Source organism: Sphingobium sp. DC-2 (genome assembly GCF_000722555.1).
GTDB classification, from domain to species: Bacteria; Pseudomonadota; Alphaproteobacteria; order Sphingomonadales; family Sphingomonadaceae; genus Sphingobium; species Sphingobium quisquiliarum.
Window position 1 is genome coordinate 16,174 of record NZ_JNAC01000162.1, and the last position, 21,110, is coordinate 37,283.

Genomic DNA, 21,110 nt, shown 5'->3' on the forward strand with positions numbered 1-21,110 from the left:
CTCGCCGAATATCGGCGGCGCGACGCGATGAGCCTCAGGCCAGGGCTGCATGCCCGATACGCTGGAGCTTAGACGCGAAGAGAAAGGTTCATCGTCCCATGCCCTATCCGGTCGATCAACTTGCCGCGCTCGCCAAAGCGAATGTCGGCCTGATGCTGAAGCTCGCCGAAGTCGCCCGGAAAGGTGGCGAAGAGTCGCTCGAGGTCGGCAACCGCGCCGCCGGCCGCTTCGCCGAAGAGGCGCGTGCCTCGATTGCGGGCGCGACGGACAAGACGTCGGACGCCGGCGCGGTCAGCCCGGCCGGACCGCGGGCACTGTTCGAGGACATGGCCACGGTCCGCGAGCATATGATTGCCGGCACAAGATCGGCGTTCGAGGAATGGCAGCAGGCCTGGCAGGCCGTCGCGAGCGCTCAGACGGCTCCCGGGGCGCTGGATGCCTTTGCTGCCATTGTCGGACCATGGTTCGGGCAGAAAAGCCCGGGCGACGGCGAGAAGCAGGCCACCAGCGACAAATAGGATAGCCCCCGATCGCGGCGAGCCGCCCTAGCCGAGCAGGTGCTGACCGCCATCGACCGGAATGATCGTACCGGTGATATGGCGGCCGGCATCGCTCACCAGGAAGGCGGCGAGCCCTCCGACATCCTCGATGGTCACGAGCTGGTGCTGCGGGACCGTCGCCGCGGCCCGTTCGAGCAGCTCGTCGAAGCGGTCGATGCCGCTGGCAGCGCGGGTCGCGATCGGGCCTGGCGAGATCGCATGGGCGCGAATGCCCTTGGGGCCAAGCTCAGCCGCGACATAGCGGGTCGCGCTTTCGAGGGCCGCTTTGACCGGCCCCATCAGGTTGTAGTGCTCGACCACCCGCTCCGACCCGTAGAAGGTGACGCACAGCAGGCAGCCGCCATCCGACATCAGCGGCTCGGCGAGACGCGCCATGCGCAGGAAGCTGTGGCACGAGACGTCCATCGCCAGCGCGAGGCCTTCGGCCGAGCTGTCGACGACGCGGCCGTGCAAATCCTCGTTCGGCGCGAAAGCGATCGAATGAAGCAGGAAATCGAGGCCGCCTTATTCGGACTTCACCCGCTCGAACAGGGCCTCCAGTTCGCCCGGCACCCGGACATCGCACGCGGCGAGCCATTCGACTCCCAGGGTCTCCGCGACGGGCGCCACGAGCGGCTCGGCCTTTCCGTTGAGATAGGTCGCCGCCAGTCTCGCGCCACAGTCGTGGAAGGCCTGGGCGCAGCCCGCCGCGATGCTCTGCGCGTTGGCGATGCCGATCACCAGGCCGCGCTTGCCAGTAAGATCGACGAGAGGTTTCATGGTTTCGGCTCCTCACGCAGAAGATCGGCGGTGTGGATGGCGATCATCCACTCCTCGTCGGTCGGGATGATGCGCACCGTGACACGGCTGAACGGCGCGCTGATGACCGACGCTCCGCGGAGATTCGCGTCCGTGTCGAGCGCCACGCCGAGCCAGCGGAGCCGATCGGCGACGCGGGCGCGGATTTCAGGCGCATTCTCGCCGATCCCGGCGGTAAACACGAAGCTATCGAGCCCCCCGAGCGAGGATGCGAGGGCGCCAGCCTGGCGCGCGATCTGCCAGACGAAGAGGTCGATCGCTTCCCCAGCGGCGGGCGTTTCGCTGCCGAGAAGCGCGCGCATGTCGCTCGATGTGCCGGACACGCCCAAAAGGCCGGACTCACTGTAGAGGAGATGCTCGACTTCGCGCGCCGTCATGCCCCTCTGCTGGAGAAGATAGAGCACCGCGCCCGGGTCGAGCGCTCCGCACCGCGTGCCCATCACCAATCCGTCGAGTGCGGTGAACCCCATCGTCGTGTCGATGCTGCGCCCCCCGTCCATCGCACAGAGGCTGGCCCCGTTGCCGAGATGCGCGGCGATCGTGCGGCCACCGCCTGTATCGGGATCGATCAAACGCAGCTGCCGCGCGATATATTCGTAGGAGATGCCGTGAAAGCCGTAGCGCCGCATGCCCTCTTCGCCGAGCGCGCGCGGCAGCGCGAGGCGCGTCGCAACCGGGGGCTGGCCATGATGGAAGCCGGTGTCGAAGCAGGCGACTTGCAGCAGAGCGGGGCGCAGCCTGGAGACGGCGCGGACCGCGGCGAGATTATGGGGCTGATGCAATGGCGCCAGTGGGCAAAGCGCCTCGAGTGCGGCGAGGAGTGGCGCGTCGACCCGCGCCGGCGCTGAATAGTCGGCGCCCCCATGAACGATCCGATGTCCTACCGCGATCAGATCCTCGCCGACCGAAGCTTCGATCTCCCGCAGCAAATCCTTGAGCAGCGTCTCATGCGTGATCGTGACGTCTTTCGTCCAGCGCCGGTCGGCAAGGACATCCCCCTTCGCATCGCGCGCGATCAGGTGCGGCTCAAGGCCGATATTCTCGATCTTGCCGCTCGCCAGCAAAGAGGGCTCATCAGTGCCCGGCTCGGCGTAGAGCGCGAACTTAAGGCTCGACGAACCGGCGTTGAGGCACAGGATTTCAGCCATCGCGGCGCTGTCCCGCAACGCCGGGAGACGCCTTGGTTGCAGCCCGCGCCAGCAGCACCGCGAGCGCGCAGGAGGCGAGGCGCGTGCGCACGCTGTCTGCCCGGCTGGTGAGGATGATCGGAACGCGCCCGCCGAGCACCACGCCTGCGGCATCGGCGCCGCCCAGGAAGGTCAGCTGCTTTGCGAGCATGTTGCCGGCCTCCAGATTGGGCACCAGCAGGATGTCCGCCCGGCCGGCGACCGGCGAGACGATACTTTTGTCGCGCACGGCCGCCTCGCTGATCGCATTATCGAGGGCGAGCGGTCCATCGAGCAGCGCGCCTTCGATCTGGCCCCGGTCCGCCATCTTGCAGAGCGCCGCGGCATCCAATGTGGTGCGCATCCTTGGATTGACCGTCTCGACGGCGGCGAGGATCGCGACCCTGGGTTGTTCGATCCCGATCACATGGGCAAGGTCGATCGCGTTGCGCGCGATGTCGGCCTTGTCCTCAAGCGTCGGCTCGATGTTAATCGCGGCGTCGGTGATGATGAGCGGGCGCGGATAGCCGGGCACATCCATCACATAGGCGTGGCTGATCCTGCGTTCGGTCCGAAGGCCCATGTCGGACGATACGACCGCGCCCATGAGCTCGTCGGTATGAAGCGAACCCTTCATCAGCAGCGCGGCTTCGCCGGCCCGTACGCGCGCGACGGCTTCGGCGGCGGCGGCGTGGCTGTGCGGGACCCCGATCACCCGGAAGGCGGCAATATCGACACCGGCGTCCTTCGCCGCATTCGTCATACGCGCCGCAGGTCCGATGAGAATTGGAACGACGATGCCGGCGTCGGCGGCCTCAGCCACCGCGCGCATGGCGTCGGCGCTGCACGGATGGACCACGGCCGTGACGCACGCGGATCCGTCCTTGGCGCGCTCCATCAACTGGCGGAAGCGGTCGTGGCTGGCGATCCGCACGTCGGGAAGCGGCATGCGGGGCCGGCTGACTTTCTCGGTGGGCGCCTTGACCTCGGCCTGGCCGCTGATGACGGTCTCGCCCTTTTGGTTCACGCAGGCGCAGTCGAGAACGATGACATGATGCTCGGCGCGCTTCTGCGCGACGGTGACGCAGGCCGTGATGGTGTCGCCGACGCCCACCGGGCGGGTGAAGCGAAGCGATTGGCCGAGATAGATCGCACCGGGCCCTGGCAGCTCGGTTCCCAGGATCGCCGAGATGAGCCCCGCGCCCCACATGCCATGAGCGATGACCCTGTGGAACATGTCCGTTTCGGCATAGACAGGGTCGAGATGCGCCGGATTCACGTCGCCTGACACCGCCGCGAAGAGCTGGATGTCGTCGGCGGTCAGCGTGCGGGTGAGGCTGGCCGTGTCGCCGACGGCGATCTCGTCGAACGTGCGGTTCTCGATGAGGTTGGCGGTGGCCATGGCTCAGCGCTCCAGCACGTAGCGCCCGGGGGCATCACCGAGCGGCGGATAGTTCCGTTCGGGCGCGCCCATCGACGGTGGGGCGGCCGCCTTGCCCGAGTGCGATCCAAGCCATGAACTCCATTCCGGCCACCACGACCCTTCGCGCAGCTCGGCCCGCTCCAGCCAGGTATCGGGACCTGGCGCCGGGCCATCCTGCATCCGTGTCGCGACGCGAAAGTGGCGATGAGGATGCCCGGGCTCGGAGACGATCCCGGCATTGTGGCCACCGCTCGTCAGCACGAAGCGGATCTCCGCGCCCGTCAGCATGTGGAGCTTGTGGGTCGAGCGCCACGGCGCGACGTGGTCGGTTTCCGTGCCCACCATGAAGATCGGCATGCGCAGCCCCGAGAGCGAGACCGGGTGGCCGCCGGCCTCGTAGCGCCCTTCGGCCAAGTCATTGTCGAGGAACAAGCGCCGCAGATATTGCGCGTGCATGGCATAGGGCATGCGGGTGCCGTCGGCATTCCATGCAATGAGGTCGGTCATCGGCTCGCGCTCGCCCATGAGATAAGTCGAGAGGATGCGCGACCAGACCAGATCGTTGGATCGCAGCATCTGGAAGGCGCCGCCCATCTGACTGCTGTCGAGAAAGCCGCGCGCCCACATCATCGCATCGATCAGGTTGATTTCCGCCTCGTCGATGAACAGGCCAAGTTCGCCCGGCTCGCTAAACTCGGTCTGGGCGGCGAACAGCGTGACGCTCGCCAGACGCTTATCTTCATCGCGCGCCATCGCGGCCGCGGTGATGGCGAGCAGCGTGCCGCCGATACAATAGCCGGCCGCGTGGATCTTCTCGGTGCCGGTAATCGCCTGGATGACATCCACGGCGGCCATCGGCCCAAGCAGGCGATAATCCTCCATGTCGAGATCGCGGTCGGCGCTGTCGGGATTGTGCCAGGAGATGCAGAACACGGTGTAGCCCTGCCCTACCAGCCAGCGGATGAGCGAATTTTCCGGGGAGAGGTCGAGGATGTAATATTTCATGATCCATGCCGGCACGATCAGTATCGGCTCCGGACGCACCGTCTCGGTTGCGGGCGCATATTGGATCAGTTCCATGACCCTGTTGCGAAACACGACCTTGCCAGCCGTGGCTGCGACCTTCTCGCCGACCCGATAGGCCTCCGTGCCCGCTGCGGGCTCCCCGCGTACCAGGCGTTCCAGGTCGTCGCAAAAAAATCGCGCACCCTCGACAAGGCATTGTCCTCCGGTTTCGAGGATGCGCTGCTGGAGCACGGGGTTGGTCGGGATGAAATTGGTCGGGGACACCATGTCGAGCATCTGGCGGGTCGCGAACTCGACGATCGCTTCGTGGTGCCCGGTGACGCCGCTCACGCCGGTCGTCGCGGCATGCCACCATTGCTGCTGGAGCAGGAAGGCCTGCTCGATCAGGTCGAACGGATGGCGCTTCCAGGCTGCGTCGGCGAAGCGCCGATCCTGGGGCAGCGGATCGATCGCCGGCTCGGGATCGCTGCCGGATGCGCTGCGCATGGCATAGTCGGCGAGCCGCATCAGCTTGCGCCCGCCCTTGGCGGCGAGCTGCAGCTGCCTGCCTGGCGAGCAGAGAATGTGCGTCCACCAGTCGGAAAAAGACTGCGCCAAAGTGGCGGGCGACTGGCCTGAAGTCAGCTGCGCGATGGCGGCGAAGCTCGACCGATCCAGCGTCGTGGCCAGACCGTCCAACGGGTCAGGGATATTGCTTCGACTCTGCACATTTTCGCTCCTGCTGCGGTGCAACAAGCCCTGAAGCGCAGGAAGCCTCTGCGCACTCCGTAGTCCTACGGAGGGATTGCCTCGCATATGCCAGCCCCAGAAGTCAGAGCTCAGCACGACATTGCTGTATGAAAAGCGGCCAAATACGATCAGGAGGCTCAGTGCGGTCGCACGGGCGAGCCAGCTATCCCGCCGAACCAGTCCCGCAATACCGGCGAAAGGGTCTGCGGGTTGCCGCCGATATGGCGAAGATCCTCCGCCAGCAGTGGCGGGCGGACTGCGAGGAAATATATCGCGAGGCCCGTCGTGAGAATGCCAAGTGCGATCAGCACCCCGGCCGCCAGAGCGGGTCTGGTCCGAGAGGCGGCCGGCGCTAACATTTTCTGTCGAGACTCAGTTCGGCGATGATGGGACAATCTGGCCGCTCGTCGCCATGACAGCGCTCGGCGAGATCGACGAGGGTCTCGCGCAGTGTCGTCAGCGCTTCGGCCTTGCGCTGCAATTCCTCCGCCCGCGCCAACGCGACCCGCTTTACATCGGCGCTGCTGCGGCCCGTGTCGGCCCACAGGCCGAGCAGGGTCCGGATCTCCTCGATCGGAAAACCGAGATCGCGGGCATTGGCGATGAACCGCAGGCGATGGAGGTCACTCTCGCCATAGTCGCGATAACCCGCTCCCCGGCGCGGCGGCGCCGGGATGAGGCCGATCTTCTCATAATGGCGGATCATCCGCTCCGAGACCCCGCTTTGCTTCGACGCCTCCCCGATGTTCACAGCGCTTTCCGGTTGAGGCGCAGCGCGTTGGTGACCACGCTGACCGAGGAGAGCGCCATGGCGGCGGCCGCGATGATCGGCGAGAGCAGGATGCCGAACAGCGGATAGAGCGCGCCCGCCGCCACCGGCACCCCGGCGACATTGTAGATGAAGGCGAAGACCAGGTTCTGGCGGATGTTGGACATGGTCGCCTGGCTCAGCCGCCGTGCCCGCACGATGCCCATGAGATCGCCCTTGAGCAGCGTCACGCCCGCGCTCTCGATCGCGACGTCGGTGCCCGAGCCCATGGCAATACCGACATCGGCGGCAGCCAGTGCGGGGGCGTCGTTGACCCCGTCGCCGGCCATCGCCACCACGCGCCCCTCGCTTTTCAACCGCGCGACGACGGCACTCTTCTGGTCGGGCAGTACCTCGGCTTCGACATCGTCAATGCCGAGCCGCCTTGCCACCGCCTCTGCTGTGGTGCGGTTGTCGCCGGTCAACATCACCACGCGAATGCCTTCGGCCTTGAGTGCGGCCAGGGCCTCCGGCGTCGTCTGCTTCACGGGATCGGCGATTGCAAAGGCGCCGCCGACGGTGCCGTCGACGCCGATGAAGATCGCGGTGGCGCCATCCCGGCGCAGGGCGTCGGCCTGCTCCGCCAGCGCGTCGGTTGCTATGCCCTCTTCCGAGAGGAACCGCGCATTACCGAGCACGATCCGGCGGCCGTCGACGGTGCCGAGCGCGCCGCGTCCGGTGGGGGAATCGAAGTCGGTGACGTCGCTCGTGGGGATGCCGCGATCCTTGGCGGCCTCGACGATCGCCAGCGCGAGCGGATGCTCGGAGGCCCGCTCGACCGAGGCGGCAAGCCGCAGCAGTTCGGCTTCGTCGAAGCCGGGCGCCGGCACGATCTGGGTGACGGCAGGCCGGCCTTCGGTCAGCGTGCCGGTCTTGTCGACGACGAGCGTGTCGACTTTTTCCATATGCTCGAGCGCTTCGGCATTCTTGATGAGGACGCCGAGCCCGGCGCCGCGGCCAACCCCGACCATGATCGACATCGGCGTGGCGAGACCCAGTGCGCAGGGACAGGCGATGATCAGCACGGCGACCGCCGCAACCAGCCCGTAGGCGAAGCGCGGCTCGGGGCCCCAGATGCCCCAGGCGATGAACGCGACCACCGCGACCGCGATGACCACGGGCACGAACCAGCCCGACACCTGATCGGCCATGCGCTGGATCGGCGCGCGCGAGCGCTGCGCCTCGGCGACCATCTGGACGATGCGCGCCAGCATGGTGTCCCGGCCAACCTTGTCGGCGACGATAACGAGCGCGCCGGTCTGGTTGAGCGTGCCGCCGATCACCGTGTCGGCCTTGGCCTTGGTGACGGGCATGGACTCACCGGTGACCATCGACTCGTCGAGCGAGGAACGGCCGTCCTCGACCACGCCATCGACCGGCACCTTCTCGCCGGGACGCACACGCAGGCGGTCGCCGACCGCAACGAGATCGAGGCTGATTTCCTCTTCACTGCCATCGGAACCGATCCGGCGCGCGGTCTTTGGCGCAAGGTTAAGCAGCGCCTTGATCGCGCCCGAGGTCCGCTCGCGCGCGCGCAGTTCGAGCATCTGGCCGAGCAGCACGAGGACAGTGATCACCGCGGCCGCCTCGAAATAGACGGCAACCATGCCGTCCTCTCCGCGGAAGGCGGGCGGGAACAGCTGGGGCGCGAGCGTCGCGACGACGCTGTAGATCCAGGCGACCCCGGTCCCCATCGCGATCAGGGTGAACATGTTGAGGTTGCGGGTCTTGAGCGAGGCCCAGCCACGCTCGAAGAAGGGCCAGCCCGCCCAGAGCACGACGGGTGTCGCCAGCACGAACTGGATCCATACCGAGATCGACATCGGCACGAGGCGATGGATCGCGGGAAAGAGATGCGCGCCCATCTCGAGGATCAGCACCGGGAGGGCCAGCATCAGGCCGACCCGGAAGCGCCGTGTGAAATCGACCAGCTCATGGCTGGGGCCGCTGTCGGCAGTCACGGTCGCGGGCTCGAGCGCCATGCCGCAGATCGGACAGGATCCGGGATGGTCCTGCCGGATCTCTGGATGCATCGGGCAGGTCCAGATCGTGCCTTCGGGCGCCGCGACCGGCGGCGCTGGCGGGCCGAGATAGCGCTCGGGATCGGCGATGAATTTGGTCCGGCAGCCCGCGCTACAGAAATGATAGCGTTCACCGCCATGCTCGGCTTGATGCGCCGTGGTCGCCGGGTCGACGGTCATGCCGCAGACCGGGTCCTTGACGCCGGTCGCCGCTTTCGCGGCGCTGTGGCCGCCGCAGCAACCGCCGCCATGCGCCGCTCCATGTGTCTCGTTCATCGCCTTGCTCCTTTCGACGCCTGACGATCTAGGGTCTGACACCGTGTCAGGGTCAATACGTAATCGCCTAAGCGGACAAATCGGCGGGCCCGTTCGCCTGGCCGCCATCAGCCAAGGTCATTGGCAACCGTAAGGCCGTGGTCCTGCGCCGGTCGATGCGCCGTAAACAAGTCGATCGCGCCGGTGATGGTCAAAAGCCGAAACGTCTCGGCCACATGCCTGAAGCCGGCCGCCGCGATCAGGCCGGGGAGCACGCCGTCGGCATTGGGCCGGGTATCATCGATGCCATCGAGCCGCTGCACGGTCAGGCGGAAGGCAAGCCGCATGAAACCCTGCTGGCGGCCATAATCGGCGATCACCAGGCGCCCACCCGGGCGCAGCATGGCGAACATGGCGCGCAGGATGGCGCGCAGGGTTGCCGCCTTCTCCCTGACCGGCATCTGATGCAGCACGAGACTCGACACGACAGCGTCGGCGGTACCCGGGGCCACGTCCCTGGCAAATCCCTGACGCCAGTCGATATCGGCCCGCCGCACAGCGGCCTTGTGCCGCGCGATGTCGAGCGCCTCGGCATCGGGATCGAGACCGATCACCTGCGTCCTGGGCTCGGCTTGCTTGAGCATCAGCGCGAAGCTGCCGGTGCCACAGCCGACGTCGACGACCGTCTCACCGGCTTTGGGCGCCAGGGCGGCGAGCATGGCGGCACGCCACCGCTTCTCCCGCGTCCACAGGCGGATCGCGCGATCATAGTCTTTCGTCGATCCGGTCCCGAGCGGCGGGGTGTAGGATTGCATTGGCTTCTCCCAACGCGAGGCGTCCGAAACGATAAGCTACATCGACATGGGCGGCGATAGTGTCCCCAGCCAGGCGACGAGCCCGAGAATGACGATCGCAAGACCGCCTTCGACGACGAGGCTCGCGCGCAGCAGCGCCTGCGCCCGTGGCGCGTCCTCTTCCTCGATCGCCTGCGCAAGTGCCGGGGTCAGGCGATAACGGTTGAGCGCGGCCAGGCCCAGCATGCCGGCGAACAGCAGCAGCTTGGCGATGAGCAGCAGGCCGTAGGTCGACTGCCCGAGCGAGGCGATGTTGCCCGGACCGACGAGGAACCAGCCGTTCACCGTCCCGGTCAGGATCAGCAGGGCGACGATGATCGTGCCGACGAGGGAGAAGCCCCGCAACGCTTCCTCGGCGAGCGTGACCCGGTCCATGTCTTGAGCGGCGAGATCGTCGGTTGCGAGCCTGGGAAGTACCAGCGCGAGGAATGCGGCAAGCGCGCCGACCCAGGCGCCGGCGGCGAGCAGATGGATGAGATCGGCCCCCAGTTGCAGCCAGCCCGCCTCGCCTTCGCCAGCCGCGCCATGCCCACTCCAGGCGAGGGTCGCGAGTGCGACCGCGCCTGCCAGAGTGGAGGCGATGAAGGCAGGACGGGATTGCCGGCGATAGAAGGGGATGGAGAGCAGAAGAACGAGGAGCGCGACGAGGCGCGCCTTCAGCGCCGTTCCCATGGACGTGCCGTTGAACAGCTCTGCGACCATGGAAAGATCAGGCTGGGTGAGCGGCAGCCCGGTCATGGCCGCTGCCTGCAACGCGAACCCCAGCGCCGACAGCAGGAGGGCGAGACAGGCGAGACCGGCCACCATTGCTACCATCGGCAGATGCCGCTGTACCATCCGGCCGCCGCCGGGCGCATAGAGCGCGAACAGCGGCAGGCCGAACAACAGGCCGAGATCGACGTAGAGCGCCCAGCGGACGGCGACGAGTGCCACGTCGTTCATGGCGTCACTTGACGGTAAAGGCGAGATTGCCCTGGATGCGGTGCGTGTCGGTCGAGACGACGTGCCAGGCGACCTGATAGCTGCCCGCCATGAGCGGCTTGGCGAGCGTCAGCACGAGCGTCTTGTCGCCTTCGACGGACGTCTTGAAGCCGGTTACCGCCATGCGGTGGTTGGGCATGCCGGGCATGCCGGTCATCACGATCTCGGCGCCCGACAGCTTCGGCATCAGACCTTCACTGAAGGTGAGCGTTATACGCGACGGCGCCGGGACGCTGGCGTTGGCGGCGGGCGTCGAGGACACGAGCTTGGGATGGGCGTAGGCCGGAGCCGAAACACTCAGGCCGACGGCGGCGATGGCTGCGAGCGGCGAAAAGAAGCGCATTTGGACATTCTCCTGTCAGTGACATGAGAGAATACGCAGCTGCAGCCTGCACCCCTCTCAAATTTCTTTTCTGTTCCGAGCCAAGGGGTCGTGGGCCAGAATGCGTATTGTGAAGAGAAGACGGAGAAACATCATGGACCACCTCGACGACATGCTCAGCCGGTTGCGGGAAGCGCCGCTCGATCCCCGGCTTGCCGGGCTGGACAGCCGCGTCATGGCCGAGATCGCCCGGCTCCAGGCCATGCCCCGCCTGAGCGCCACGACATTCGGTATCGCCGCGGCAGCAGCCTTGTTCCTGGGAATTGCCGGCTCGGCCGTGCCTGTGCGGTCGACCGAAGCCGGGCCGATATCGCCCTTTAACGCGCGGCTCGCGCTCGCTCCTTCGACGCTGCTGAGTTCACAATGATGCGCGACCGCCGGCTCCTGCTCCTCGTCCTGCTGACCTTTGCCGCGGCGATCGCCGGTGTGGTCATCGGCCGCGTCTATGTGGTTCCGGTGCGCCCGGTCGAAAATGAGTTGCACGACCTGCTCCATCGCGATCTGAAGCTGGACACCGCGCAACATAGCCGTCTCGAGACGATCGAGAAGAACTATGCGATCCGGCGTCAGGCACTGGAGGCCGAACTGCGCGCCGATAACGCGCGGCTCGCCGAGGCGATCGAGGCGGAGCATGGCTATGGTCCTCGGGTTGCAGGGGCGGTGGATCGCTCGCACCAGGCGATGGGCGCGCTGCAGAAGGAAACACTCGAGCATATCTTCGCGATGCGGGCCGTGCTGCGCCCGGATCAGACGGACAAGTTCGACGACGCCGTGGTGAAAGCGCTGACGGCCAAGTCCAAATGACCGCGTGCCTCCCCGACTGCTCGGACGGGGAGCTCGCGGCTCTGGCGCTTGGAGGCCGGCAAGCGGCCTATGGCGAGCTGGTCCGCCGGCATCAGGGCTGGGTGCACCGCCTCGTGCGCAGCCATGTCGGGAACCGCGACGAAGCGCTCGACGTGACCCAGGCGAGCTTCGTCGCCGCCTTCGCCGCACTCAACCGCTATGACGCTGCGCGACCTTTTCCGGTCTGGATGTCGCGGATCGTCATCAACAAATGCCATGACTGGCGCCGCCGCCGCGCGGTCCGCAACTTCTTCTCCCACGCGCTGGCGCTGGGGGAAGCCGAACATGTCGTCGACGAGGCGCCACTACCCGACCAGGCGATCGGCGCCGAGCAGCAGCTGGCAGAGGCCATGAAAGCGATCGCCGCCCTGCCCGCATCGCTCAAGGACACGCTCGTCTTGCGGACGATCGATGAGAAATCGGAAGCCGAAACCGCCGAGATTCTCGGCATCTCCCAGAAGGCGGTCGAAACACGCCTCTACCGCGCCCGGGCGCGCCTCGCGGAAATTTTGAAGAAAGTTTGAGGGGCACGCGGGCGGGCTGCGTATTTCCAGTAGGCCCGCCCTCTTTCCGCAAGCTGAGACAAACCGAATGATTTCTGCTCTCGACCGCCGCCAGTTCCTTCGCGGCGCGGCCCTCGCCGGTGGCGGCGCCGCCTTGTCAGCCTGGCTGCCGGCCTGGGCGCAGACGATCTCGCCGGGGATGCGGCCGACGCTGCCGACCGTGTCGGGCGAAGACATCACGCTGACGATCGCCCGGCAGTCGATGAGCATCGATGGTCGCCAGTTCCGGGCAATCGGCGTCAACGGCACGGTCCCTGCGCCACTCATCCGGCTGCGCGAAGGCCAGCGCGTGCGGCTCAACGTCATCAATCAGCTGGAGGAGGACAGCTCGATCCACTGGCACGGGCTGATCCTGCCGGCCAATATGGACGGTGTGCCGGGCGTGTCTTTTCCGGGCATCAAGCCGGGCTCGAACTACCTCTACCAGTTCTCCGTCGTGCAAAGCGGCACCTACTGGTACCACAGCCATTCAGGCCTGCAGGAACAGGAAGGCCATTACGGCCCGATCATCATCGATCCCGCCGGTGCCGATCCGGTCGCCTATGACCGCGAGCATGTCATCGTGCTCGCCGATCACAGCGCGCTCTCGCCGCAGGCGATCTTCCGGCGCCTCAAGGTCAACCCCGGCCATTTCAATTTCCAGCGCCAGACCCTGGCCGGGCTCCTGTCGGGCAAGGATCAGCCGCTCAAGGACCGGCTCGACTGGGGCCAGATGCGGATGGACCCGGCCGACATCTCCGATGTGACCGGATCCACCTACACCTATCTCGTCAACGGCCATGGTCCGATGGACAACTGGACCGCGCTCTTCACCCCGGGCGAACGGGTGCGGCTGCGGGTCATCAATGCGTCGGCGATGACCACCTTCAACGTCCGCATCCCCGGCCTGCCGCTGACCATCGTCCAGGCCGACGGGCAGAATGTGGTGCCGGTCACCGTCGACGAGTTCCAGATTGGTGTTGCCGAGACCTACGACGTCGTTGTCAGCCCAGGCGATGACAAGGCCTACACCCTTGTCGGCGAGGCGATCGACCGCTCGGGCATGGCGCGTGCCACGCTCGCGCCGCGCGCCGGCATGGCCGGCGAGGTTCCCCCCTTACGCAAACGGCCGCTCGCCGACATGAAGGACATGGGCATGGACATGTCCTCGATGCCGGGCATGGAAGGCATGGACATGTCGGGCGGCGCTATGCGGGGCGTCGATCCGACGGCCGAGAAGAACGCGTCCGCGCGCCTCGCGACCGGCGCGGCGGCAGCGATGGCGACCATGGACAATAGCGCCATGGCAGGCATGGATCATTCGGGGATGGATCATGGATCGATGGCCGGCATGGACCACGGCGCGATGGGCGCCGATGGCCAGATGGCGGGCATGGATCATGGCGGGCACGCGATGGGCTCGATGAAGATGCGCGACTTCTCGAACGCGCCGCAGGTGAAGCGCGACCCGAGCGTCCAGACCATCTCGCCGATGCCCGTAGACCGCACCGGCGAGCCCGGCCAGGGCCTCGCCGACGTCGGCCACAAGGTGCTTGTCTACAGGGACCTGATGGCGCTCGATCGCAATCCGGACGTGCGCGCGCCGAGCCGCAGCATCGACATTCACCTCACCGGCAACATGGAGCGGTTCATGTGGTCGTTCGACGGCGAAAAAATGTCGGACCATCACGAGCCGATCCCCTTCATCGAAGGCGAGCGGGTGCGCGTCAATCTCATCAACGACACGATGATGGGGCATCCGATCCATATTCACGGGCATTTTTTCGAGCTGGTGACGGGGCATGGCGATCATGCGCCGCGCAAGCATACGGTGATCGTCCAGCCCGGCGGCAAGGTGACCTGGGACTTCACCGCCGACGCGGTCGGCGACTGGGCCTTCCACTGTCATCTCCTCTACCACATGCATGCAGGGATGATGCGGGTCGTGAGCGTCCGTCCGAAGGGAGACGCGTAATGACCCGCATCCTCACGCCGCTGGTGAGCGCGATCGCCCTTTTCGCTGCCGCGCCCGCCTTTGCCCAGGATCATTCGATGCACGGCATGCCCGGCATGGCGCCGCCGGGCGAAGTGGCGCCGGCGCAGGAGAAGAAGAAGGACAAGGCCGCCGCCAGGCCGCGCGCTCAGACACCAGCGCCGGACGCCACCTCGGCGATGGACCATTCGCAGCACCAGGCCAGTCCTGCGCCGCAGGGAGATGCGGCCGGTCAGCCGCAACCCGCGTCTCCCGCGATGCCGGAGATGCCGGGTATGGACCATTCGCAGCATGGCCAGACAACGATGCCGGGAATGCCCGCCATGCCCGGCATGCAAATGACCGGCACGGCGCTTCCGGCCGGCAATGCGCCCCCGCCGCCTCCCCCAAGCGACCACTTCGCCGATCGTGATTTTCCCGGCGGCGAGATGGCGCGCTCGCGCGACATCATGATGAAGGATAGCGGCGGCAACAATTTCGGGCAAATGCTGCTCAACCTGTTCGAGTATCAGGCGCATAGCGGCCGCGATGGCTATCGCTGGGATGGCGAAGGCTTTTACGGCGGCGACATCAACCGGCTCTGGCTCAAGAGCGAGGGCGAAGGCGAGTTCGGCCGCGGCATCGACAGCGCCGAGGTGCAGGTGCTCTACAGCCGGGCCATCGACCCCTATTTCAATCTTCAGGGCGGTATCCGCCAGGACTTCGGCCGCGGGCCCGACCGCACCTACGCGACGATCGGCGTCGAGGGCCTGGCTCCTGGCATGTTCGAGGTCGAAGGCGCGCTGTTCCTCTCGACCAAGGGCGATGTTCTGGGCCGGGTCGAGGGCTATTACGACCAGCGCATCACCCAGCGCCTGATCCTCCAGCCGCGCGCCGAGGTCAATTTCGCCGCACAGGATATTCCGGAGAACGACATCGGTTCGGGGCTGGTCAACATAGAGCTCGGCGCGCGCCTGCGCTACGAATTCAGCCGCCAGTTCGCGCCTTACATCGGCGTTTCCTATCTGCGCAAAGCCGGAGACACGGCGCGGCTGTCGAGGCTTGCGGGCGAGGACGTCCATGCCACCAGCTTCGTCGCCGGCGTTCGCTTCTGGTTTTAGCATCAGGACGGCTGATGGCGGGGGCGAACAAGAGAGCGGGGCGTTGCACTCATACCCAGGTCGGCCGGCGCCGAGCGAAGGAGATACGCCATGGACCATTCGTCCCACATGAACACCCGGAAGATGGGCGCCTATTGGAGCCTTGCCGTTCAGACCGTCATCAGCGGCGTCATCATGTATCTGGTGATGTTCGTCATGATCGACGGGCTCGACAGCTTCTACAACAACCTCAACATGCTCTACATGACGCTGATGATGGTCGCGCCCATGGTGGTGCTGATGATCCTTGCGATGCGACATATGTTCCCATCGAAAGCCGCCAACATCGCGCTGATCGCCGCGTCGCTGGTCGCCTTCTTCGGCAGCTTTGCACTCATCCGCACCCAGACCACGATCGGCGACACGGCCTTTCTGCGCTCGATGATCCCGCACCATTCCGGGGCGATCCTGATGTGCCAGGAAGCAAAGCTCAGCGATCCGGAAGTCATCCGGCTTTGCGAATCGATCAAGCGCTCGCAGCGGCAGGAAATCGACGAGATGAAGGCCATACTCGCGCGGCGCTGAGTGGCACGGTCGGGCTACGCCCGGATACGTGCGCCCGGCCAGGTATGTGAGCCGGCCGATGGTCGACACGAGGCGCGGGGCGGACGAGATTGCAAGCGACGTAGCGCGGCTTGCGCCGCTGTTCCTGCGACAGGCTGGCGGCCACGTCCTGACGCTGCTCGATCCTTCCGGGATCGTGCTGAGCTATAATGAAGAAGGCGAGCGTGCCGAATGCTGGCCGCTCGATCGCGTCCTGGGACAGCCCCACGACCTGTTCTACCCGCCCGACGAGATTGCGGCGGGGCGTCCAGGCGCAGACCTGGCGGCCGCCCTTCACGAGGGCACGCTGGAGCGCGAAGCGTGGCGGGTCTGCGAGAACGGCGCGGAATATCTGGCGCGCCTGACGATCACCGCACTGTTCGAAGGCGACACACATCGCGGCTTCGCCTGCATCAGCCGCGATGTCACCGACGAGGCGGCGGTCCGCGCATCGATCGAGACCCGCGAGCAGCATCTGCAATCGATTCTGGCGACGGTGCCGGATGCGATGATCATCATCGACGAGACCGGCGCCATCACGTCGTTCAGCGCAGCGGCACAACGCCTGTTCGGCTACAGCGAAGCCGAGCTCGTCGGCCGCAACGTCTCCTGCCTTATGCCCCAGCCCGATCGCGACCGTCACGACGAATATCTCGCGCATTATCTGCAGACCGGCGAGCGCCGGATCATCGGCCTCGGTCGCGTCGTGGTCGGCCAGCGCCGCGACGGCTCAACCTTCCCGATGCAGCTGTCGGTCGGCGAGGCCGGTGAAGACGGGCAGCGGTTGTTCACCGGCTTTATCCGGGATCTCACCGCCAAGGAGCAGGATGAGCTCAGGCTCAAGGAACTGCAGGCAGAGCTGGTCCATGTCTCTCGGCTGAGCGCGATGGGCACGATGGCCTCGACGCTCGCGCATGAGCTCAACCAGCCGCTTGCCGCGGTCGCGCTCTATCTCGAGACGATCCGCGACATGCTCGACGAGCGGGACGACGAACCCTTCGTGTCGCTACGGTCGGTGATGGATGATGCGGCACAGGAAACGCTGCGGGCCGGCCATATCGTCCGGCGCCTGCGCGATTTCGTCGCCCGCGGCGAGGTCGACAAGAGCCTCCACGAGCTGCCGCAGGTCATCGCCGAGGCGAGCCAGCTCGCGCTGGTCGGTGCACGCGAGCGCGGCATCCGCAGCTTCTTTGCGGTCGATCCCGCCGCGACGCCGGTCCTCGTCGACAGGGTGCAGATCCAGCAGGTGCTGGTCAACCTGATGCGCAATGCCATCGAGGCGATGGCGGAGTGTCCGGTTCGCGACCTCAAGGTGGCGACCAGGTTGCGCCCTGACGGGCTGATCGAGGTGACCGTGGAGGATACCGGTCCCGGCATCGCGGACGGAATCCGCGAGCAGCTCTTCACGGCGTTCAACTCGACAAAGGCCGACGGCATGGGCCTCGGCCTCTCGATCTGCCGGACCATCATCGAAGCGCATGGCGGCCGTATCTGGATGGAGCGCCCCGACCGCGGCGGCACCCGCTTTCATTTTACCTTGATCCATGCGCGGGCGGAGGAGGAACATGGGGGATAGACGCGTCATCCATCTGGTCGACGACGAGGAGAGCATCCGCAAGGCGGCGAGCTTTGCGCTCAAGACCGCGGGCTACGACGTCGTGACCTATGCCTCGGGCGTGGAGTTTCTCAAGGAGGCGAAGTCGGCGGCCGTCGGCTGCGTCATCCTTGACGTGCGCATGCCCGAGATGGACGGTCTCGAGGTTCAGGCCGCCATGGCAGCACGCGGGGTCAACATGCCGGTCATCGTCCTGACCGGCCATGGCGACGTGTCGGTTGCGGTGCAGGCCATGAAAGGCGGCGCGGTCGACTTTCTCGAGAAGCCCTTCGAGAAAGCGGCCCTGCTCGGCGCCGTCAGCCGCGCGTTCGCACGTCTCGACGATGTCGACCTTCGTACCCTGGAAACGTCCGAAGCAGGGGTGCGGGTCGCTGCACTGACGCCCCGGGAGCGGGAAGTGCTCGAAAGGCTGGCGAACGGCCTGCCCAACAAGACGATCGCCTATGACCTGGGCTGTTCATCGCGAACGGTCGAGGTCCATCGCGCGAGCCTGATGGCCAAGCTCGAGGTCCGCAATTTGTCCGAAGCCCTGCGGATCGCCTTTGCCGCGGGCATGGGCCGCAAGCCGAAGTGACTGCGACCTCTACGTAGCGACGGGACGGGGCGCGATATGCGATCGATGGTGCAATCGTCACACGGGTGTCCGCTTCTCGCAATGCCATCGGTCCGTTCCACCCAGCATGATGGCAGATACACCATCCTCGTTTCCGACGACGATCCCGGCGTGCGGCGTGGCCTCCAGCTGCTGCTGAGATCGCGCGGCTATGCTGTGTGGGGATATACCACCGGCCACGCGCTGTTGGCCGACCCGCGCGCGAAGGAAGCAGACTGCGTCATCCTCGACTATCGCATGCCCGACATCGACGGATTCGCGATGCTGCGTCACCTTCGCGAGATCGGATGGTCGGGACGCGCCATCATGATCTCAGGCTTTCACGACACGCTGCTGGCCTCGCGGGCCGCCGAGGCGGGCTTCGATCACGTTCTCGCAAAGCCTTTGATCGGCAGGGCTTTGCTCGATGCGTTGGACCGGCACCGCGCCGAGACGCTTCGAAAGCATTGAGTTATGGCGGCCTGCCCCAGCGGCCTCAGCCCGCGCGATGTGGAAAGCGGTCAGCGACGTCAAAGCCAGTGGCTGCGTTTGAACCGGATGTAGGGTCCGATGCAGACCGCAGCGATGACGCCGAGGATGACGAAATATCCCCATTGCGTCTTCAGTTCGGGCATATTCTCGAAATTCATGCCGTAGATTCCGGCAATCGCGGTAGGCACCGCGAGGATCGCGGCCCAGGCGGCAAGCTGACGCGTGATCGCACCCTGGCGCTGCTGTTCGAGCAGGTGACTCGCCTCGAACACCGAGATCAGGATGTCGCGGATGCCGGTGATGGCGCTCTCAACCCTGAGCATGTGATCGAGCAAATCACGGAAATAGGGTTTGGAGGCCTCATCAAGCCGCGGAAGCTGCAGGTTCACCAGCTTGCGACCGACCTCGAGCATGGGTCCGAGCACGCGTTGGAAGCGGACGAGCTCACGCCGCAGCGTGAAAATCCGGGTCACCTCCTCGCGGGTGAGAAAGGCTGCAAGCATGCGCTGCTCCATCTTGAGGACGTCCTCCTCGATCGCCTCGACGATCGGGAAATAGCCATCGACGATGAAGTCCAGAATGGCATGGAGCACATAGTCCGGGCCCTCGCGCAGCAGCTCGGGCGTGATTTCGAGATGCGCGCGAAGCTCGCTGTGCGAACGTGCCGAACCCTGCCGAACGGTGATCAGGAAACTCTTGCCCAGGAAAATCGCGGTGGAGCCGTAGGCGATATGATCGCCTTCAAGATGTGCCGTCCTGGCGACGATGAACAACTGGTCACCGTAGACGTCGAGCTTGGAAAACTGGTGGCCGTTGCCGGCATCTTCCACGGCAAGCGGGTGAAGGCCGTAATTTCCGGCGATGTCGGCAAGTTCTGTCTCGGTGGGCTGGGAGAGGCCGATCCACACAAAGTCATCCTTGGCGATATGCTCGCACGCCGGATCGATCAGGGTCACCGGCCGTAGCCGTTTGCCCTCGTGATAAAGAAAGGCGGCGACGACGCTCATGGCACTTTCCGGTGCCGCCACTGCGGCGGCGACCGGAAGCCGTGTGCCTGGCCCATTGAGACGCGCGCACGAGCAGACGCGCCTCATTCTTCAAGCCCAGTCGCAGGAAGAAGAAAGCGGCGCGCAGCAATTCGAGCGAGAGCTTGTAGAAAAAGCGGCGGAGCGTTGGGTTTCGCAGAAGGCCGCTCCCGTTCATGACGCGCGTGGCTGGGCGGCGCGCTGCCAAATCAAGGGCACGCAGACTGCGAAGGTCCGCGCACCCTTGATTGGCGACCGCGAGGGCTTCGTCCTCTCTTGCGATGGTACCAAGCGATTGCCCGTTTGGCGCTTCGGCAATCGTGTCGGATGGCTATACCTAAGTATCGGATAGCGGCGCTGACGACAGGGGTTGCCGGGCCCCGGTGAGGCGCATCGCACCGCGCGGAGACGAAAGCTGGAAGACGGGAAAGCTCAACTGTCGAAAGCGACCGAGCGCGCGAGCGCTTCCTGGGACTGCAGAAAGGCGAGCCGCGATTGCAGCGCCGCCTGGACAACGCCGAAAGCGTCACCCCCCAGAGTCACGCGCAGCGGCGGATGGTCGCTGGTTGCGACATCGACGATCGCTTGCGCGATCTTTTGCGGGTCGAGCGTGTAGAGCTCGTTTCCGGCGGTCTCGAACATCTTGCGGATATCGCCGGCGGGCGTATCGCGATAGGCGGCGATCTCGCTGGCGAATTGCAGGTTGTGGCTGAAGCTGGTGCGCGCGCCACCCGGCTCGATCAGCGTCACGAACAGGTTGAAGGGTTCAAGCTCCTGGCGGAGGCATTCGCTGAAGCCCTCCAGGCCCCATTTGGCCGCATGATAGAGACTGCTCGTCGGAAGCGAGCCCTGACCGCTGGCGCTGGAGATCTGGATGATCCGGCCGCTCCCGCGCAGGCGCATCGCGGGGACAAAGGCGCGGGTGATGTGGATGGGCGCCATGAGATTGAGCGCGATCTGGCCTTCGACCTCGGCGTCCGACATCTCTTCGGTGGCGCCGATCACGCCGCCGCCGGCGTTGTTGACCAGAATATCGACGGGTCGACGCGCCTGCGCCCGGGCCACGACCGCAGCAATATCGTCCTTGACCGTGACGTTCCTTCTCACGATCTGGCTTTTGAGCCATTCGAGCATGGAATCTTTTGCCATCATGGGCGTCGTCGTCGCTCTCGGCAGCATCGTCTACCGGGCCAGCATCCGCCGGTCATCAACGTAGGGGTCACGACGGTGGAGCGAGCGGTCGGCTCTTCAAGCCCAACGCGATCGGCTCATTTCTCGCTCACCAGTCGTGAACTAACGGCAAATTTGTCAGAATTTGAGGGT

Annotated in this window: 22 protein-coding genes and 1 pseudogene; 11 read left to right on the plus strand and 12 right to left on the minus strand. The window is 65.8% G+C overall.

Annotation, left to right across the window (positions count from 1 at the left end):
* Positions 1-98 precede the first annotated feature (98 nt).
* Complete coding sequence (locus ET21_RS0123610; RefSeq protein WP_030541621.1) at positions 99-518, plus strand: hypothetical protein; 420 nt, start codon at positions 99-101, stop codon at positions 516-518.
* Positions 519-545: 27 nt separating this feature from the next.
* On the opposite strand, the pseudogene fabI reads toward ET21_RS0123610, so the two are convergent.
* The 10 genes and pseudogenes from fabI to copC form a co-directional block, all read right to left on the minus strand.
* Positions 546-1,319, minus strand: a pseudogene (fabI, locus tag ET21_RS26260) (enoyl-ACP reductase FabI).
* The gene (locus tag ET21_RS0123620; RefSeq protein ID WP_007406370.1) at positions 1,316-2,506 is read right to left on the minus strand and encodes an acetate/propionate family kinase; all 1,191 of its coding nucleotides are present in this window, start codon (positions 2,504-2,506) and stop codon (positions 1,316-1,318) included. The pseudogene fabI and the gene ET21_RS0123620 overlap by 4 nt, the downstream one beginning before the upstream one ends.
* Entirely contained in the window at positions 2,499-3,926 is a 1,428-nt protein-coding gene (locus ET21_RS0123625) for a bifunctional enoyl-CoA hydratase/phosphate acetyltransferase (protein ID WP_030541622.1), read from the minus strand. The genes ET21_RS0123620 and ET21_RS0123625 overlap by 8 nt, the downstream gene beginning before the upstream one ends.
* A gap of 3 nt (positions 3,927-3,929) precedes the next feature.
* Positions 3,930-5,651 (minus strand): alpha/beta hydrolase, encoded by a 1,722-nt coding sequence (locus ET21_RS0123630; protein WP_007406387.1) that lies wholly within the window; start codon positions 5,649-5,651, stop codon positions 3,930-3,932.
* 188 nt (positions 5,652-5,839) lie between these two features.
* A complete protein-coding gene (locus tag ET21_RS27960; RefSeq protein ID WP_021245222.1) occupies positions 5,840-6,013 on the minus strand; it encodes a hypothetical protein in 174 nt (57 codons plus the stop codon).
* Positions 6,014-6,054: 41 nt separating this feature from the next.
* Positions 6,055-6,453 (minus strand): Cu(I)-responsive transcriptional regulator, encoded by a 399-nt coding sequence (gene cueR / locus ET21_RS0123640; protein WP_007406402.1) that lies wholly within the window; start codon positions 6,451-6,453, stop codon positions 6,055-6,057.
* Positions 6,450-8,807 carry a heavy metal translocating P-type ATPase gene (locus ET21_RS0123645; RefSeq protein ID WP_004206948.1) on the minus strand — a complete coding sequence of 786 codons (2,358 nt, stop codon included), beginning with the start codon at positions 8,805-8,807 and terminating at the stop codon, positions 6,450-6,452. Before ET21_RS0123645 ends, cueR begins: the two co-directional genes overlap by 4 nt.
* A gap of 107 nt (positions 8,808-8,914) precedes the next feature.
* The gene (locus tag ET21_RS0123650) at positions 8,915-9,601 is read right to left on the minus strand and encodes a class I SAM-dependent methyltransferase (protein ID WP_007406390.1); all 687 of its coding nucleotides are present in this window, start codon (positions 9,599-9,601) and stop codon (positions 8,915-8,917) included.
* 36 nt (positions 9,602-9,637) lie between these two features.
* Positions 9,638-10,582, minus strand: coding sequence for a copper homeostasis membrane protein CopD (copD, locus tag ET21_RS0123655; protein WP_007406374.1), 945 nt, complete (start codon positions 10,580-10,582; stop codon positions 9,638-9,640).
* A 4-nt stretch (positions 10,583-10,586) separates the two neighbouring features.
* On the minus strand, positions 10,587-10,964 hold the full coding sequence (gene copC / locus ET21_RS0123660; protein ID WP_007406420.1) for a copper homeostasis periplasmic binding protein CopC: 378 nt from the start codon (positions 10,962-10,964) through the stop codon (positions 10,587-10,589).
* A 133-nt stretch (positions 10,965-11,097) separates the two neighbouring features.
* Here copC and ET21_RS0123665 point away from each other — a divergent pair, with 133 nt between their 5' ends.
* From ET21_RS0123665 to ET21_RS0123705, 9 genes are all read left to right on the plus strand, one after another.
* A complete protein-coding gene (locus ET21_RS0123665; RefSeq protein WP_030541624.1) occupies positions 11,098-11,370 on the plus strand; it encodes a hypothetical protein in 273 nt (90 codons plus the stop codon).
* Complete coding sequence (locus ET21_RS0123670) at positions 11,370-11,807, plus strand: periplasmic heavy metal sensor (RefSeq protein ID WP_025550099.1); 438 nt, start codon at positions 11,370-11,372, stop codon at positions 11,805-11,807. Before ET21_RS0123665 ends, ET21_RS0123670 begins: the two co-directional genes overlap by 1 nt.
* The gene (locus tag ET21_RS0123675; RefSeq protein ID WP_030541625.1) at positions 11,804-12,370 is read left to right on the plus strand and encodes an RNA polymerase sigma factor; all 567 of its coding nucleotides are present in this window, start codon (positions 11,804-11,806) and stop codon (positions 12,368-12,370) included. The genes ET21_RS0123670 and ET21_RS0123675 overlap by 4 nt, the downstream gene beginning before the upstream one ends.
* A 67-nt stretch (positions 12,371-12,437) precedes the next feature.
* On the plus strand, positions 12,438-14,363 hold the full coding sequence (locus ET21_RS0123680) for a copper resistance system multicopper oxidase (RefSeq protein ID WP_030541626.1): 1,926 nt from the start codon (positions 12,438-12,440) through the stop codon (positions 14,361-14,363).
* Positions 14,363-15,481, plus strand: a complete 1,119-nt coding sequence (locus tag ET21_RS0123685) for a copper resistance protein B (protein WP_030541627.1) — start codon at positions 14,363-14,365, stop codon at positions 15,479-15,481. The genes ET21_RS0123680 and ET21_RS0123685 overlap by 1 nt, the downstream gene beginning before the upstream one ends.
* Before the next feature lie 90 nt (positions 15,482-15,571).
* The gene (locus ET21_RS0123690) at positions 15,572-16,045 is read left to right on the plus strand and encodes a DUF305 domain-containing protein (protein ID WP_030541628.1); all 474 of its coding nucleotides are present in this window, start codon (positions 15,572-15,574) and stop codon (positions 16,043-16,045) included.
* A gap of 58 nt (positions 16,046-16,103) precedes the next feature.
* Complete coding sequence (locus ET21_RS0123695; protein ID WP_013039092.1) at positions 16,104-17,639, plus strand: nitrogen regulation protein NR(II); 1,536 nt, start codon at positions 16,104-16,106, stop codon at positions 17,637-17,639.
* Positions 17,629-18,252, plus strand: coding sequence for a response regulator transcription factor (locus ET21_RS0123700; RefSeq protein WP_013039093.1), 624 nt, complete (start codon positions 17,629-17,631; stop codon positions 18,250-18,252). Before ET21_RS0123695 ends, ET21_RS0123700 begins: the two co-directional genes overlap by 11 nt.
* An 81-nt stretch (positions 18,253-18,333) precedes the next feature.
* Positions 18,334-18,741 (plus strand): response regulator, encoded by a 408-nt coding sequence (locus tag ET21_RS0123705; protein ID WP_013039094.1) that lies wholly within the window; start codon positions 18,334-18,336, stop codon positions 18,739-18,741.
* Positions 18,742-18,800: 59 nt separating this feature from the next.
* Here the strand turns inward: ET21_RS0123705 and corA are convergent, their stop codons facing one another.
* Positions 18,801-19,769 carry a magnesium/cobalt transporter CorA gene (gene corA / locus ET21_RS0123710; RefSeq protein WP_030541629.1) on the minus strand — a complete coding sequence of 323 codons (969 nt, stop codon included), beginning with the start codon at positions 19,767-19,769 and terminating at the stop codon, positions 18,801-18,803.
* On the opposite strand from corA, the gene ET21_RS0123715 reads away from it, so the two are divergent.
* Positions 19,768-20,139, plus strand: a complete 372-nt coding sequence (locus ET21_RS0123715) for a hypothetical protein (protein WP_030541630.1) — start codon at positions 19,768-19,770, stop codon at positions 20,137-20,139. The genes corA and ET21_RS0123715 overlap by 2 nt on opposite strands.
* 80 nt (positions 20,140-20,219) lie before the next feature.
* Here ET21_RS0123715 and ET21_RS0123720 read toward each other — a convergent pair whose 3' ends face one another.
* Positions 20,220-20,966: an SDR family NAD(P)-dependent oxidoreductase gene (locus tag ET21_RS0123720; protein WP_013039099.1), complete on the minus strand. Its 747-nt coding sequence runs from the start codon at positions 20,964-20,966 to the stop codon at positions 20,220-20,222.
* Between the last annotated feature and the right edge of the window lie 144 nt (positions 20,967-21,110).

Excerpts from the sequence above, each read along its gene's own strand:
- ET21_RS0123705 (WP_013039094.1), top strand. The coding sequence starts at position 18,334 with ATGCCATCGGTCCGTTCCACCCAGCATGATGGCAGATACACCATCCTC.
- ET21_RS0123650 (WP_007406390.1), bottom strand. The coding sequence starts at position 9,601 with ATGCAATCCTACACCCCGCCGCTCGGGACCGGATCGACGAAAGACTAT.
- ET21_RS0123645 (WP_004206948.1), bottom strand. The coding sequence starts at position 8,807 with ATGAACGAGACACATGGAGCGGCGCATGGCGGCGGTTGCTGCGGCGGC.
- ET21_RS0123680 (WP_030541626.1), top strand. The coding sequence starts at position 12,438 with ATGATTTCTGCTCTCGACCGCCGCCAGTTCCTTCGCGGCGCGGCCCTC.
- ET21_RS0123610 (WP_030541621.1), top strand. The coding sequence starts at position 99 with ATGCCCTATCCGGTCGATCAACTTGCCGCGCTCGCCAAAGCGAATGTC.
- ET21_RS0123690 (WP_030541628.1), top strand. The coding sequence starts at position 15,572 with ATGGACCATTCGTCCCACATGAACACCCGGAAGATGGGCGCCTATTGG.
- ET21_RS0123715 (WP_030541630.1), top strand. The coding sequence starts at position 19,768 with ATGGCACTTTCCGGTGCCGCCACTGCGGCGGCGACCGGAAGCCGTGTG.
- ET21_RS0123625 (WP_030541622.1), bottom strand. The coding sequence starts at position 3,926 with ATGGCCACCGCCAACCTCATCGAGAACCGCACGTTCGACGAGATCGCC.
- ET21_RS0123665 (WP_030541624.1), top strand. The coding sequence starts at position 11,098 with ATGGACCACCTCGACGACATGCTCAGCCGGTTGCGGGAAGCGCCGCTC.
- ET21_RS0123700 (WP_013039093.1), top strand. The coding sequence starts at position 17,629 with ATGGGGGATAGACGCGTCATCCATCTGGTCGACGACGAGGAGAGCATC.
- ET21_RS0123720 (WP_013039099.1), bottom strand. The coding sequence starts at position 20,966 with ATGCTGCCGAGAGCGACGACGACGCCCATGATGGCAAAAGATTCCATG.
- ET21_RS0123685 (WP_030541627.1), top strand. The coding sequence starts at position 14,363 with ATGACCCGCATCCTCACGCCGCTGGTGAGCGCGATCGCCCTTTTCGCT.
- ET21_RS0123675 (WP_030541625.1), top strand. The coding sequence starts at position 11,804 with ATGACCGCGTGCCTCCCCGACTGCTCGGACGGGGAGCTCGCGGCTCTG.
- ET21_RS0123620 (WP_007406370.1), bottom strand. The coding sequence starts at position 2,506 with ATGGCTGAAATCCTGTGCCTCAACGCCGGTTCGTCGAGCCTTAAGTTC.
- corA (WP_030541629.1), bottom strand. The coding sequence starts at position 19,769 with ATGAGCGTCGTCGCCGCCTTTCTTTATCACGAGGGCAAACGGCTACGG.
- ET21_RS0123670 (WP_025550099.1), top strand. The coding sequence starts at position 11,370 with ATGCGCGACCGCCGGCTCCTGCTCCTCGTCCTGCTGACCTTTGCCGCG.
- ET21_RS0123695 (WP_013039092.1), top strand. The coding sequence starts at position 16,104 with ATGGTCGACACGAGGCGCGGGGCGGACGAGATTGCAAGCGACGTAGCG.
- copC (WP_007406420.1), bottom strand. The coding sequence starts at position 10,964 with ATGCGCTTCTTTTCGCCGCTCGCAGCCATCGCCGCCGTCGGCCTGAGT.
- copD (WP_007406374.1), bottom strand. The coding sequence starts at position 10,582 with ATGAACGACGTGGCACTCGTCGCCGTCCGCTGGGCGCTCTACGTCGAT.